The following is a 14,641-nucleotide window of genomic DNA, read 5'->3' as shown; positions in this document are numbered from 1 at the left end:
ACCTCTATGATGTTAGAAAAGCAATGGTATCTTTTGGATGGTGCTGCCTCGGTTGAATCTCCTGGCCTGGTTTTTTATGTCGACAGGATCAAAGCCAATATCAAATTGTTGATTTCGATGATCGATGATCCAAACCGTTTGAGGCCACATGTTAAAACACATAAATCGGCCGAGGTGAGCAAGCTGATGATCGAGGCAGGGATTTCGAAATTTAAATGTGCCACCATTGCCGAGGCAGAAATGCTTGGCATTTGTGGTGCAGCCGATGTACTGCTTGCTTATCAGCCTGTTGGACCAAATATTGCCAGGTTTATTGCCCTCCGGAAAGCATATCCGCTAAGCCGCTTCAGTTGTTTGATTGATGATGAAAAAATTGCACTCGAATTGGCATTAGCTTTTAAAGCTAACGGATTAACAGCTGAAGTTTTTATCGATGTAAACGTGGGGATGAACCGTACGGGTATTTTACCCGAAAAAGTGCCGGATCTTTGTACAAAACTCGACCAGATTGAAGCTTTATCGATTAAAGGTTTGCATGCTTACGATGGGCACATTCATGAAAGTGATTTTGGCGTTCGAACCCAAAAAGCAAAATTAATTATTGAGGCATTAAATGGCTTAGCTTCTGCAATTCACGCAAAATCTGGGCATCAACCCGTAATTATAGCAGGAGGGACGCCAACTTTTACCATTTATAACACGCAAAGTACTTTCGATTGTAGTCCCGGTACTTTTGCCCTTTGGGATAAAGGTTATCAGGAGGCGTTTGAAGAACAGCCATTTAATACTGCTGCACTTTTGGTTTCGCGGATTGTTTCTTTACCAGGAAATAGCCTGATCTGTTGCGATTTAGGCCATAAAGCTGTAGCGGCCGAAAAACCGCTCGATAAAAGAGTGGTATTTTTAAATGCACCTGAACTTATTCCAGTTAGCCAGAGTGAAGAACATCTGGTTTTAGATGCCGGAGAAAATCATTCCTATCAAATTGGTGATATTTTGTACGGATTGCCCTATCATATCTGTCCAACGGTTGCACTTTACGAAAATGCGCTTGCCGTTTCTGAAAATAATCCCAGTCAAACCTGGAGCATCGCTTCCAGAAAAAGAAAAATAACGATATAAAAACCTGCTATGTTTACGATTGATGCGCATCTGGATTTGAGTATGAATGCTTTGGAGTGGAACCGCGATCTAACCCGCCCACTTTCCGAAATCAATAATCGTGAGCAAGGATTAACGGATAAACCCGATCGTGCAAAAGCAACTGTATCGCTGCCCGAACTCCGTAAAGGTAACATTGGTTTGGTGGTGGCCACGCAGATTGCAAGGTTTGTTGCACCCGATAACCCATTGCCGGGCTGGCATTCTCCGGAGCAGGCATGGGCACAAACCCAGGGGCAGCTGGCATGGTACAAAGCCATGGAAGACCATGGTGAAATGATCCAGGTGAATGATCTCGCAAGTTTGGAAAAACACCTCGAATTATGGGCATCAGATACCCCGAATGAGAAAAAGCGGATCGGATATATTTTAAGTTTAGAAGGTGCTGATTCTATCGTACATGTTGATTACCTGCAACAGGCTTATGATAAGGGATTAAGGGCCATTGGACCAGCGCATTATGGCCCTGGAAGGTATGCTCAGGGTACTGATGCTACAGGTAAATTACACCCTGGTGCCTACGAACTGCTTGCTGAAATGGAAAGGCTCAACATTATCCTCGATGCCACGCATTTATGCGATGATAGTTTTTGGGATGCGCTCGACCATTTTAACGGTCATGTTTGGGCATCGCACAATAACTGCCGGACTTTGGTTAACCACAACAGACAGTTTAGCGACGATCAGATTAAAACATTAATTGCCCGTGGAGCTGTAATTGGTGCAGCTTTAGATGCCTGGATGATGGTGCCCAACTGGCAAAGAGGCATTTCGACCCCAAAAGCAATGAACTGTAACCTCGAAGTGATGATTGATCATATCGACCACATCTGCCAGCTGGCAGGTAACACCAGGCATGTAGGGATTGGCTCCGACCTTGATGGCGCTTTCGGCAGGGAGCAATGCCCCTACGATTTGGAAAGCATTGCCGATCTCGATAAAATCCCTAATCTTTTCGAAAAACGTGGTTATAGCAAAACCGATGTAGAAAATTTAATGCACGGCAATTGGATCAGGTTTCTGCGTAAGGCGTGGGCATAAAAACTGTTCATATCGCCGCATTGGGCAATGTAGAATTTTTAACCACAGATGTACACAGATCAACACGGATTACATCTTTGAACATTTGGACTGGTTTTTATTCCTGTTGACTTATTTTGCTCATGCCAATCATCCTAGCAGGACGGTTCGCGGATAGTCTTAATGATCTTATTTATGATAATTATTATCATGTGTTTTATTACACCCCGTCCTGCGGGCACCCCTCTGGAAGAGGGGAATAGCGTTCCCGCGGCCGTTCCGTAGGAACGAATTATGGGTAGCCAATTGTAAAATTGGCGTTTACGTTCCGTAGAAATGTTTGGTGTTGCTGCGTTAATAGTTGCTGTTATTTTGCCATATAAACCCGACACCTCTCTGGAAGGGGGGAATAGCGTTCCCGCGGCCGTTCCGTAGGAACGAATCATAGGTAGCCAATTGTAAAATTGGCGTTTACGTTCCGTTGGAACGTTTGGTATTGCTCCATTAATAGTAGCTGCTATTTTGCTATATAAACCCGATAGAGCGGAATAGCCCACAGCGTAGCGAGGACTATAAGCGATAGCGGGTACTACCGCTAAACTGCAATGCAGGTATTGCTTTTCGAAAAAATAATATATATCAAACATCTTGTAAAGCTGTGTATGAGAGGGGAATGAATAACGACCAGGAATTGCTCAACTCTTAAATTCCCGGTCGTTAGCTTTAATTTTTATTGCAATAACCTCCACTCGCTGAACTGCAGATCTACACTTCCATTGTTCGAAGTGATAAACAGTTTATAGTATTTGTAGGCGGTATTGTTGCTGATCAGTATTTTTTTAGTTTGTCTTCTTAAACCAAAAGTCTGATTACTCTGGATATCAAGTTGCGTAAAATTTACATTATCGTTTGATCCCATCAATTTCCAGCCTTTCGGATCGCGGTCTGGCGCATCGTTACCGGCAGTAATCGTATAACCTTTTACTACCTGACTAGATGCAAAAGTTTGCTGCGCCCAGAAAGTAGTAGGATAGCCACCCAAAAAGAATTTGGTATTGTAATAACTGTCGGTCAGTTTTGATGAACCTTCGGCCGCTGAAGCCCCAGCTGAATTTTCATTACTTACGCTCAGGGTTGCGGAGCTTGAAATATCTTTGAGGTAACTTACATTCGGGAAAGCTGTTCTGGCCGTGGTCAATTGTGTTGTCCAGTTATTGCCCTGCTCATCCAGTGTACCAAAAGCACTTAATGCAAGTGGTTTAAGATCGATACCTGTTGCACCGCTCCAGAAATGGACAAACTCGCCATAATTCATTGATCTTGAAAAACGGGTAATGTTTCCCTGTCCGTTATTTACCGTTTCTTTAGGGAAATATTGCGCCAGTAAACTGAAATATTTATTTAAAGCGGTAGCATTGCCCTGCTGACTATAAATCGGGAAAAACCAGTCCCTGAACCAATATGTTTGTGCTTTTGGATAATTTTCGGCTCCATTGGCCACCAGATTGTACCAGCGCTGTACATCGGCTGTGCGGTTTAGGCCAACATAAACATCATAAATGTAGATTTCCATCCATTTACTATCGTGCCAGATGCCGAATGCAGGAGAGTTTAACACATTCCGCGATGCGCCTTCTACAATGTGCCCAACCTCATGGGTAGTAATATCAAGATCGTTTCCGGTGCCCGAAAGCCATGCACTGGTGCTCGATGAGCCTACATCAATTACGTTGCGGTAATCGTGGCTGGCATCCATATAAGTGCTCGGGTGGCCGCCACTGTATTTACCTGTGTGGAAAATGGCCCATAAACGCGAATCGGGACCAAATGAACCATATTTACTTTTAGTATAGTTCCAAACCTGCGCCAGGTAGGTATTGGGCCAGGTAACCGTGTTGCTTACATCATTGTCGTGATAAACTACGATGCTGGTATCGTGGTAAAAGCGCTGTAGTACCTGCACGTGATCAAACCAGTGTTCCTGCCAGGTTAGTGGTGGTTCGGCCAGTAAATTGGTGTTGGCTAATGTAGCAGGTTTTTTCAAAAGCTGATCCTGCTGTTGATCCAGTTCTTTTTTCTTGCAGGAGAGGCTCAGAAAGATTAAGATGCCCGGGATGAGGATTAATTTGTGTTTCATAATAGGTTTTTATATTTAGGTTTGAGTTGATTCCACACTAATACCGGCCATCCTACTTTATTTGACATCTTTTTCGGCCATAACCGTTTATAAAACCTGTTTTGAATTGATTAAAACGTTTTAGTAATCCGGTTAAAAATTAATCCACCTGTATAGGCGGATCAATAATTTAAATTACTGATTTAAAATAGAAAGACTCATTTGTAATTTAAATATTACAAACGAGTAGTTGTGGGGTTGGTGAAATCAACAATACAGTATTGATAAATAGGGTATAAATACGGGTGTAAATAACCGTTTTTAGCTGAACAAATGCCTGAAAGGAAAGGTTGTTTAAGTGAGGGTAATCTCATCCTCCTTCAACTTATTATAACATGGAAAATTTAAATTTTGAGAACAATGAAAATGAATTGGATCAAAACCAGGTAAATGCTGATCAAACCAACCCGAATGATGGATCTTATGCTTCTGATGGTCCGGTAAGCGAAAGTGCTGCTGAAGGAGAGGATGAACTATCCGACCTTGACGAGCAAACTGATGGTAGTGATGCCGATCAGGATGAAACCATTGAAGATGATGAAGACGACCAGATAGCCGGCAGTGATGCTGATTATGATAACAATCCAGTAACAACTGAAGATCTTGGTGCACTGAATGATGATAATTCGGAAACAGCAGCTGATGATGAAGAAATCGGTTTCGAAAGTGAAAGTGACGACGAATCGGAAGAAAAGGATAACAATTACTAATTAAACTGTAAATACCGAATTATGAAAGCAGCTGTTTTTCACAAACCCGGCGATATCAGGGTAGATAATGTGCCGGATCCGGAAATTCTTGATCCACGGGATATCATTTTAAAAGTAACTTCTACTGCAATATGCGGTTCCGATCTGCATATTTTAAGCGGAGCTGTACCACAAAAAGAAAATATGATTTTAGGTCATGAATTTATGGGCATTGTTGAAGAAGTGGGGTCGGCAATTACCAACTTAAAAAAGGGCGACCGCGTGGTGGTACCTTTCCCGATTTCGTGTGGTACCTGCTTTTTCTGTACCCATGAGGCTTCGCCGGCCTGCGAAAATTCTAATTATGAGCATTATGGGCCGAACGGCGATTTGATGGATCAGAAAGGTGGTGCGCTTTTCGGTTATACCGATCTTTATGGCGGTTATTCAGGTGGTCAGGCAGAGTATGTTCGTGTCCCTTATGCCGATGTAAGTCCGAGGATTGTGCCCGAGCATTTAACAGATGAACAGGCACTTTTTTTAACGGATATTTTTCCGACGGGTTGGTCGGCCATTGATTGGGCCCAGCTGAAAGGCGGTGAGGTGGTGGCTATTTTTGGCTCAGGCCCCGTAGGTTTAATGGCCCAGAAAGCTGCCTGGATTAATGGTGCAAGCCGTGTAATTGCCATTGATCCGCTCGATTACCGTTTGGAGAAAGCTAAAGCTGTTAATAACGTTGATACTTTAAATCCGCATAAAGTTGATGTAGTGGAAGCCATCCGTGCAATGACGGGTGGACGTGGGGCTGATGTTTGTGTAGATGCAGTGGGTTTTGAACCCGAGCGTAGCTTTATGGATAAGGTAAAGGCAACAGTGAATTTCGAAAAGGGATCGATGAAAGTACTCGATATGTGTTTCGAAGCCGTACGCCGAATGGGAACGGTTTCTATTATGGGCGTTTACGGATCAACTTACGATAATTTTCCGATGCACCGTATGTTCGATAAAGGCATCACCATTAAACAGGGGCAGGCACCTGTTCTAAATTATATCGATAAACTGATCGGTTTGGTTAATGATGGTAAAGTAGTACTCGATGATATTATTACACACAGTTTACCGCTTGAAGAAGCCGCACACGGATACAAAATCTTTGATGAAAAAGAAGAAGATTGTGTAAAAGTGGTATTGAAACCTTAATATCAATAAGGGCAGGGCCATTGGCTGCTGCCCTTTGTTTTTGATATGCCCTTTATAACCTGGGTTGTCAAACCGGTATTCCTGCAATTACCAATATAAATATAAATATTTCGAAAATAATGTTTGTGCGAAGAAAACTGCGCAGTACCGTATATAGGATACTGAAGAGACCGGACTTGGTCTTTACCTGGTAAAGAGATTATTGATTATGCAGAAGGAAAAATCGCTATAGAAAGCGAATTCGGAAAAGGAATGTCGTTTAATGTAAGCCTGAAATTGGAGACTGGTTCTTAGGGGATTACTGTTTTTTTCTTTAAGTTTAAGCTAAACTTATTGTAAATTCAATTGGTTTTTTTGAATAAAGATCAGAATGTCAGTAAAAATAAATCGACGCACCAGGCAAAAATTTCAGCAGTTGTTGATTATTGTCCTTGCGTGGATATTAATCGGTGCCGTAATTGCCCTTTTTGAAGATTTAATACTGCATACCCACAATTCTTTAGGACCTGCGCCAGGTTACTCCTTAAAAGCTTCCATTTTGTTAAATATGTTTATTGGTTTGTTCGGCGCTTTAATTGGCGGAAGCTTTTTGGTTTTTTTTGTCAACGTAAAATATAACGATAAACCTTATGGTTATACACTTTTAATTATAGCCGGCATTTTTACCGTTATTGTATTATCTATAAATGAAATCCTCAGTCTTTTATCTTTGGGCGATTCGCACAGGTTTTTAAAAAATGGATTGGTTTGGGCCATGGTGGTTTCCATAACACAGTTGCTATTGCAGGTTAACAGTAAATTTGGACAGGGGGTTTTCTGGGATATCATCAGAGGAAAATACAATACACCTAAGGAAGAATCGCGGATTTTTATGTTCCTTGATTTAAATTCATCTACCACCATCGCCGAAAAGCTCGGCGATAAAAAATATCATGAACTGTTGAAAGATATCTTTATCGATATTACCAATCCAATCCTCGAAAACAGGGGCGAAATTTATCAATACGTGGGCGATGAGGTGGTGATTGTCTGGCGATATGGAGAGGGACTGAAAAATAATAAATGCATCAACTGTTTTTTTGATATCAAGAGCCATTTATTTTCCCTAAAAGAAAAATACAACTTAAAATATGCTTTGTTGCCTTCTTTTAAAGCCGGTATTCATTGTGGACGGGTAATTGCCGGGGAAGTTGGCATCATAAAACGGGATATCACTTATTCGGGCGATGTACTGAATACCACTTCGAGGATCCAGAATATGTGTAAAACCTTTAACCAGGAAATGATTGTTTCCAAAACCCTGGTCGAAGAACTGCAGCTGGTTGGAAATTACACCACCGAAATGTTAGGTGCCATTAAGTTAAGGGGTAAAGAAAAGGAAATGCAGCTTGTAGCCGTGAAACCCAATATCGAATTATCCATCAACTGATGGCTTATCAGATAATTTATACAATTAACCCTATTAAGCAATAGTAGTTTGGTGTTGGATCAGTTAACCGATTTAAACAATTAACCAGTTAACCCATTTTTCCATCAGCTTCTAATACGTGTGTAGTACAATCTTTAGCTTTAAACAGATCGTATCCTTCCTGCCACCAGGTGCTCATTTCTGCTTTGTTGAATACAAAAGAATGTGTGGTAAGTTCGCGGTTAATGAAGTAAAAATTGATTTTTACGTTTTTGCTGGCCGTTTGTAGCTTTGAGATAATCAGGTCGTCGTTTGCAATCTGGTTAAGCATAAAATCGCTTGTACGTGCAAAAACTTCGATTGCATTTTGCAGTGGCGGATTATTATAAACCGCTTTTTCCTGGCGCAAAACGATGGTGTCGATTTCAGTTGCACCTTTTATAATTGCTTCCTGTACAGGGATGAGGTTCCCGAAACCGCCGTCGGCGTAATCGTTGCCATTTTTCTGGTAAAGACTCATTAAAGGAGCCAAATTGCACGATGCCCACATCCAGTCGCAAAAATCTTCATAACTGTAATCATTGCTCGATTTGTACTCGATTACCTGAGTGGTTAAATTGGCCACGGTAACCACAATTTCTTTGCCGAGCGATTTAATGGTTTCGAAATCTTTTAACGTAAAATTATTCCTGATCAGGTTTCTTAAACCCGTACTGTCGCCAAGGGTTTTCTGTCTTTTAAAAAACTGCTTAATGATCCCAAAATGGTTCATGCGGAGTTTTACTTTTCCATTTTTATATCTCACAATAAACGGACAAACCGTAAAAATATCTGATTGCGAAATGGTAGTGTAGAGCTTTTTAATACGCGCCACATCGCCAATGGCCAAAAAGGGGATGAGCAAACTACCGGTTGAAGAACCTACAAAAAGATCGTAATCGGTTTGCTTGTATTTGATCAGATATTCTGCTACACCACCGGCAAAAGCCCCCTTACTGCCACCGCCCGAAATAACCAAAGTCTTCATGTTCTGCTCCTTAGAATTACAGATCAAATATAGTTTTTTAGTCGGAAGTCTTGATGATGGTACCTAATCTGAAGTCCTGAGTCTAATTAACCGTCATTTCGAGCGGAGGGCAACGCAGTCGAGAAATCTATCTCGAGGCAGATCTCTCCGTTCCGCTTTGCTTCAGTCGAGATGACGTCGTTTTTTCCATCCATACGTCACCCTGAATTTATATCAGGGTATTAATGCAGGATAGATCCTGAAATAAATCCAATAACTATCGGATCAGGGTGACGATCGCCAGGTACAATTAACCAATTTAAACAATTAAACCAGTTAACCAAATACACAATAAACCCATATTGTAATCCTACTGCTACAGCTTTTAATTAAATTACCATTAAGTTTTATTTAAATTTTTTATAAAAATATTATTGCTATTGTCGATAATTGCACGATATTTATTTAATCTTAAACGTTTTAGCCAGCTCTCAGCTAAAATTAGACTAAAAAGGCAAACTTCAGGCGTTGAAAAAAGGAAAAGATCTAAAGACGGAGTGGGAAAAATTTATCTTGGAGGGAAATAATACGTCCTTTTACGATATCTATGCCCATTACCACGATTATTTTACCTATATCGGCATTAAAAAAGGGGCAAATGCCGAAAAAACCAAAGATTGTATCAATGATCTGTTTTTATATATATATGAAAACAGGGAGAACCTAAGTCACATTACCAATCACCATAATTACCTGGTAACCTCCTTCCTCCGTAAACTTTTCCGCAGGGAACATTTTAGTGCCGAAGAAAGCCTCGATCTTTACGATTTGGAAGAAATGCCGGTTTATCCTTCCGTAGAAACCTTGCACATTAAACAGCACACCAGCAACCAGGTTACCCTTACTTTAAAAAATTATATAGATAAATTATCCGAAAGTCAGTCCCGGTTGATCTATCAGAAGTTTTATCTCGGCCTTTCTTACGATGATATTGCCGCTAGTAACAATATTACGGTTAAAACTGCCTATAATACCATTTATAATGCGGTAGAAAAGCTCAAAAAGATGATTGGTGAAGGCGATTTAGGTACTTTATCGATCGCAATTTCACTGCTTTCGCTATTAATTTTATTTTTTTTAAAAATCTATGGGTAAAATTTAAATTTCCTGCTCTATTCTCCAAAGTTTAATCAATTTAAATGGGAGATCAAGAAAATCTGCAGCTGATACAACAGGAAAGTTTTCTGAATTATTGTTTCAAAAGGAACGATCAGGATGTCAAAGACTGGGAAGAATGGCTGGCACAAAATCCAGACCGCAGGCAGGAAGTTGATCAGCTGAGGCAAATGTTATTGCTAATGGGCGACGGATCGAGAACCCGCACCATCAGTGCTGATTTTGCCGATCTCCAAAACCGCATTAACCATTCTGCCAGGGGCTTAAAGGTAATCAGGTCTTCTGCCTGGTTAAAATGGAGCATTGCTGCTTCAATTTTGGTCTTGTTCAGCGTAGGTATCCTTTTTTATATTGCTCAAAATGCCAAAACCGCTAATCCAAAACTGGCCGATGTTGCTCCGGGTGGAAACAAAGCCACCTTGATTTTGGCAAACGGTAAAAAAATAGACCTTAGTGGGGCTGGTAACGGAGCCATTGCCAATGAAACAGGCATCAAGGTAATTAAAACTGCAGAAGGAAAAATCATTTACGATTTATCGAATACAACAGCCGCTGCAAACGGACAATACAATACCATCGAAACTCCAATGGGTGGTCAGTATCAGGTAAACCTTGCCGATGGAACCAAAGTATGGCTAAATGCCGCTTCATCTTTGCGCTATCCGACCCACTTTAGCGGAAATGAACGTAAGGTAGAATTAACCGGCGAAGGTTACTTCGAAGTTGCCCATCAAAAAAATATGCCGTTTAAAGTGGCCAGTGCAGGACAAACGGTAGAAGTACTGGGCACACATTTCAATATTATGGCCTATCATAACGAGCCTGTTGTAAAAACCACTTTACTCCAGGGATCGGTTCGGATCAGTATAGGCAAACAGCATACTTTATTAAAACCGGGTCAGCAGGCTGCCCGAATCGGAAGTAAAATTTCCGTTTCGGATGATGTGGATATGGAAGATGTGGTGGCCTGGAAAAACGGCTACTTTAAATTTAACGAAAGCCTGGAAGGCATTATGACGAAAATTTCCAGATGGTATGGTGTAGAGGTTGTTTACGAAACTAAAACAGATCCGAACTTAACCTATTCGGGGAAAATATCACGCGGACGGAACATTTCAGCAATACTTAAAATCATCGAGTTTAACGGTGATGTCCATTTCAGGATTGATGGGCACAAAGTATATGTCACCAAATAAAACAAACAACTAATCACTCAATAAAACTAAACCAGACAAACGATGAAGAAATATTTACGACAGCAACATTAAGGTCAGCAATAGACCAGGAATACCTGTAGGTACTCCTGGCTAAGTTTGGCATTTCTCCAATAATTATCAACTACTGCTGCAGGTACCCCCAGTTTCGAAGCCAGGGCATCTGCACAAAACCAAACCAAACAAATGTATAGAATTTATCCCAAGAAAAGGGGTATGCCGCTCGGGTATGTCCGCAAATTATTGCTTATTATGCGATTAACTACCGTTATTTTAATTGCATCTTTCCTCCAGGTTTCTGCTGTAGGATTTGCACAGAAAATTACAATCAGCAAGAAAAATGTCCCGTTAAGCCAGATTATCAACGATATCCGCGAACAAAGCGGTTATGACTTTTTCTATAGCAACGAACTTTTAAAAAAAACCACGCCCGTATCCATTAACGTTAAAGATGCCTCATTAGAAGATGTGCTTCTGCTTTGTTTCAAAAACCAGCCTATTGCGTATAAAGTTGATGATAAGGCAGTAATGCTCCGCGAAAAGACAATAAATGGAGCTGATAAGATTACTTTCACCTACATTTCTACCGGCGTTCAGGTTACGGTAACCAACGAAGAAGGTAAAGCATTACCCGGCGCTACCGTAACCATAAAAGAAACCAATAAAAAAATGGTTACCGGTGTAGGTGGAACAGTTTTTATCGCCAATGTGGATGAAAAAGCTACGCTGGTAGTGACCTATTTAGGTTTTAAAACGCAGGAAATTAAACTTAAAAAAGGGCAAACTACCCTTGTTGTTAAAATGGAAATTGGCGACAACAAGTTTGATGATGTTGTGGTAACCGGGATTTTTAATAAACCCAAAGAAAGTTATACTGGCGCGGTGCGTACCATCACAGCAGTTGAGCTGCAACAATTTCAGGGCAGAAACCTGTTTACCACATTGGGCAATATCGATCCGTCATTTTATGTGGTGCCCAATAATGCTTCAGGTGCCGATCCGAATAAAATACCCGATATCCAGATGAGGGGAGCCCGGAGCCTGCCGAATATCGATAAACTCCAGGACCAGACTTCGGCTGCTTTGAATACGCCACTTATTATCCTCGATGGGTTTGAAACTACCTTACAGCGCATGCTCGATCTGGATAACACCGAAATCCAATCGGTAACCCTGCTAAAAGATGGTTCGGCAACGGCACTTTATGGTTCGCGTGGAGCCAATGGGGTAGTGGTAATTAAAACTAAAGAACCCATTGCCGGAAAATTAAGGCTAAGCTACAGGGCAGGGGTAAATTTAAGTATCCCCGATCTGAGCAGTTATAACCTGCTAAATGCTGCCGATAAACTGGAACTTGAGAGGCTTTCGGGTTATTTCCAGAGTGCTACACAAGATCCCGCAACCAATATCGAATTACAGAAATACTACAACCAGGTGCTTGGTCAGGTGGCCAAGGGTGTAAATACCGATTGGTTATCGGTGCCCTTGCGTACACAGGTAGATCAGATCCATAACTTAAAAGTAGAAGGAGGCGATCAGACTTTCCGTTACGATCTGGCCCTGCAGTACAACAATACCAACGGCGCGATGAAAGGATCAGGCCGGCAGACTTTTAACGGTACCATTAACCTGATGTACAAATACCGTACGCTTACTTTTCGTAATAACCTGGTAGTTGGACAAACCAAAGCCAGCCAGTCGCCTTATGGTTCTTTTGCTGATTACGCCAAATTAAATCCCTACTGGGAGCCTTATGATGCATCAGGGAATGTGGTGAAATTTTTTACGCCGTATTACAGGCCTTTTATAACCCAAACTTCAAAATATAGTGGTCCATATCCAAATCCTTTATACGATGCCACTTTAAATACTTACGATATTGGCCATACCACCAATATTACGGATAATTTCCAGTTGGAATGGACACCGGTAAACGGCCTGTTTTTACGTGCTGGAGTAGGAGTTACCAGCAATCAAAACCACGAAGATAATTTTAAACCTGCCGAACATTCGTCGTTTGCCAATTATGGAGAAGCCGATATTTTCAGGAAAGGAAGTTATGCTTATTCTTCCGGTCAGGATTTTAGTTATACCGGTAATGTATCGGCAAGTTATTCGAAGTTATTCAACAATATCCACCGAATATATGCCGGGGTGAATATCGATATGACCGAGAATAATGCTAAAAATTACACCTTTACGGCAGAAGGTTTTCCTGACGAATCTATCGACTTTTTGGGTATGGCACTACAATACCAGCAGGGTGGCGCGCCAACCGGGTTCGAATCAACCAGAAGGAGGATCGGAGCGGTGGCCAACTTTAACTATGCCCTTAAAGACCGTTACCTGGTTGATTTGGCTTACCGTGTAGATGGTGCTTCGCAATTTGGTGTAAACCGCCGTTTTGCGCCATTCTGGTCGGCAGGTTTAGGCTGGAATATGCAATACGAATCTTTTATCAAAGATAATTTAAGGTTTATCGATAGGTTAAAACTTAGGGGCTCTTATGGTTCAACCGGATCAACACAGTTTGATGCCTACCAGGCATTGGGTACTTATAGTTATTATACAAATGATAGGTACAAAACCTGGCTGGGTGCGCACCAGAATACTTTGGGCAATCCCGATCTGGCCTGGCAGCAAACCAATAAATATAATGTAGGTTTCGAAACCGCCATGTTTAACAGCAGGTTTACTTTAGAGGCCGATGTGTTTTTAGAAAAAACCTCCAACCTGCTTTCTTCGCTTGAGCTACCTTACGCCAATGGTTTTACCAGCTATAACGAAAATATTGGCGCACTGCAAACCAAAGGTATCGAGTTAATGGCCAGTGTTTGGCTCATCCGCAATAACCAGCGCAGGTTCTCCTGGTCGGTAACCGGAAATCTGGTACATAATGTAGACCGCATTGTTAAACTATCAGAGGCCATGAAAGCCGCTAACGAAAAGCTGGCACTTCAGGGCGGTGCAAGCCCTACCCGTATCATCAGGGAAGGCGATTCGCAGAATACCATTTATGTGGTACGCTCATTAGGGATCGATCCGAGTACTGGTAAAGAACTTTTTCTGAATAAAGATGGGGAGGTAACCTATACCTGGAACGCGAAAGACCGTGTGGCAGTAGGTTTAAGTCAGCCAAAGTTCAGGGGAAATTTTAGCACCCTGTTCCGTTACAGCAGCTTTACTTTAAATGCATCGTTCAGTTTCCTTTTTGGCGGACAGTTATATAACCAAACGTTAATTGATAAGGTAGAAAATGCAAATAAAATTCTCAATGTTGATGCCCGTGTGTATTACGACCGCTGGAAACAGCCGGGAGATGTGGCGCTTTACCGTGGCATAAACGAATCAACACCGGTATATGCTTCTTCGAGGTTTGTACAAAATGAAAGCACATTTACCTGTCAGAATATTAATCTGGCCTACGAAGTAAATAATAAAAGGCTGTTAAAACGTTTGGGCATGCAAACTTTAACCCTTGCAGGCAACACCGGCGAACTCTTTTACATCTCTACGGTAAAACAGGAGCGAGGTACCGATTATCCTTTTACCCATCAGTTTTCGCTTTCATTATTTGCGGCATTTTAAAAA

General features: G+C 41.5%; 10 protein-coding genes. 8 read left to right on the top strand and 2 right to left on the bottom strand.

The window, feature by feature from the left end:
- The first annotated feature begins 6 nt into the window (after positions 1-6).
- On the top strand, positions 7-1,122 hold the full coding sequence (locus tag DRW42_RS16160; RefSeq protein WP_113949867.1) for a D-TA family PLP-dependent enzyme: 1,116 nt from the start codon (positions 7-9) through the stop codon (positions 1,120-1,122).
- A gap of 9 nt (positions 1,123-1,131) precedes the next feature.
- Positions 1,132-2,202, top strand: coding sequence for a dipeptidase (locus DRW42_RS16155; RefSeq protein ID WP_113949866.1), 1,071 nt, complete (start codon positions 1,132-1,134; stop codon positions 2,200-2,202).
- A gap of 709 nt (positions 2,203-2,911) precedes the next feature.
- On the opposite strand, the gene DRW42_RS16145 is transcribed toward DRW42_RS16155, so the two are convergent.
- A complete protein-coding gene (locus DRW42_RS16145; protein ID WP_208643578.1) occupies positions 2,912-4,318 on the bottom strand; it encodes a discoidin/SUN/FTP domain-containing protein in 1,407 nt (468 codons plus the stop codon).
- Positions 4,319-4,692: 374 nt separating this feature from the next.
- On the opposite strand from DRW42_RS16145, the gene DRW42_RS16140 reads away from it, so the two are divergent.
- From DRW42_RS16140 to DRW42_RS16130, 3 genes are all read left to right on the top strand, one after another.
- Positions 4,693-5,067, top strand: a complete 375-nt coding sequence (locus tag DRW42_RS16140) for a hypothetical protein (protein WP_113949864.1) — start codon at positions 4,693-4,695, stop codon at positions 5,065-5,067.
- A 21-nt stretch (positions 5,068-5,088) separates the two neighbouring features.
- Complete coding sequence (locus DRW42_RS16135) at positions 5,089-6,246, top strand: zinc-dependent alcohol dehydrogenase (RefSeq protein WP_113949863.1); 1,158 nt, start codon at positions 5,089-5,091, stop codon at positions 6,244-6,246.
- A 370-nt stretch (positions 6,247-6,616) separates the two neighbouring features.
- Positions 6,617-7,675, top strand: a complete 1,059-nt coding sequence (locus DRW42_RS16130; RefSeq protein ID WP_208643577.1) for an adenylate/guanylate cyclase domain-containing protein — start codon at positions 6,617-6,619, stop codon at positions 7,673-7,675.
- Between the two features lie 88 nt (positions 7,676-7,763).
- Here DRW42_RS16130 and DRW42_RS16125 read toward each other — a convergent pair whose 3' ends face one another.
- Positions 7,764-8,681: a patatin-like phospholipase family protein gene (locus DRW42_RS16125; protein WP_113949862.1), complete on the bottom strand. Its 918-nt coding sequence runs from the start codon at positions 8,679-8,681 to the stop codon at positions 7,764-7,766.
- Positions 8,682-9,188: 507 nt separating this feature from the next.
- Here DRW42_RS16125 and DRW42_RS16120 point away from each other — a divergent pair.
- From DRW42_RS16120 to DRW42_RS16110, 3 genes are all read left to right on the top strand, one after another.
- Positions 9,189-9,815: an RNA polymerase sigma factor gene (locus DRW42_RS16120; RefSeq protein WP_113949861.1), complete on the top strand. Its 627-nt coding sequence runs from the start codon at positions 9,189-9,191 to the stop codon at positions 9,813-9,815.
- Between the two features lie 44 nt (positions 9,816-9,859).
- Entirely contained in the window at positions 9,860-11,032 is a 1,173-nt protein-coding gene (locus DRW42_RS16115; RefSeq protein WP_113949860.1) for a FecR family protein, read from the top strand.
- 204 nt (positions 11,033-11,236) lie between these two features.
- A complete protein-coding gene (locus DRW42_RS16110; protein ID WP_113949859.1) occupies positions 11,237-14,638 on the top strand; it encodes a SusC/RagA family TonB-linked outer membrane protein in 3,402 nt (1,133 codons plus the stop codon).
- Positions 14,639-14,641 lie beyond the last annotated feature (3 nt).

Source organism: Pedobacter miscanthi, assembly GCF_003315595.1.
Taxonomy (GTDB): domain Bacteria; phylum Bacteroidota; class Bacteroidia; order Sphingobacteriales; family Sphingobacteriaceae; genus Pedobacter; species Pedobacter miscanthi.
Note: the sequence above shows the minus strand (reverse complement) of the source record. Positions and strands in the feature narration are given on the sequence as shown.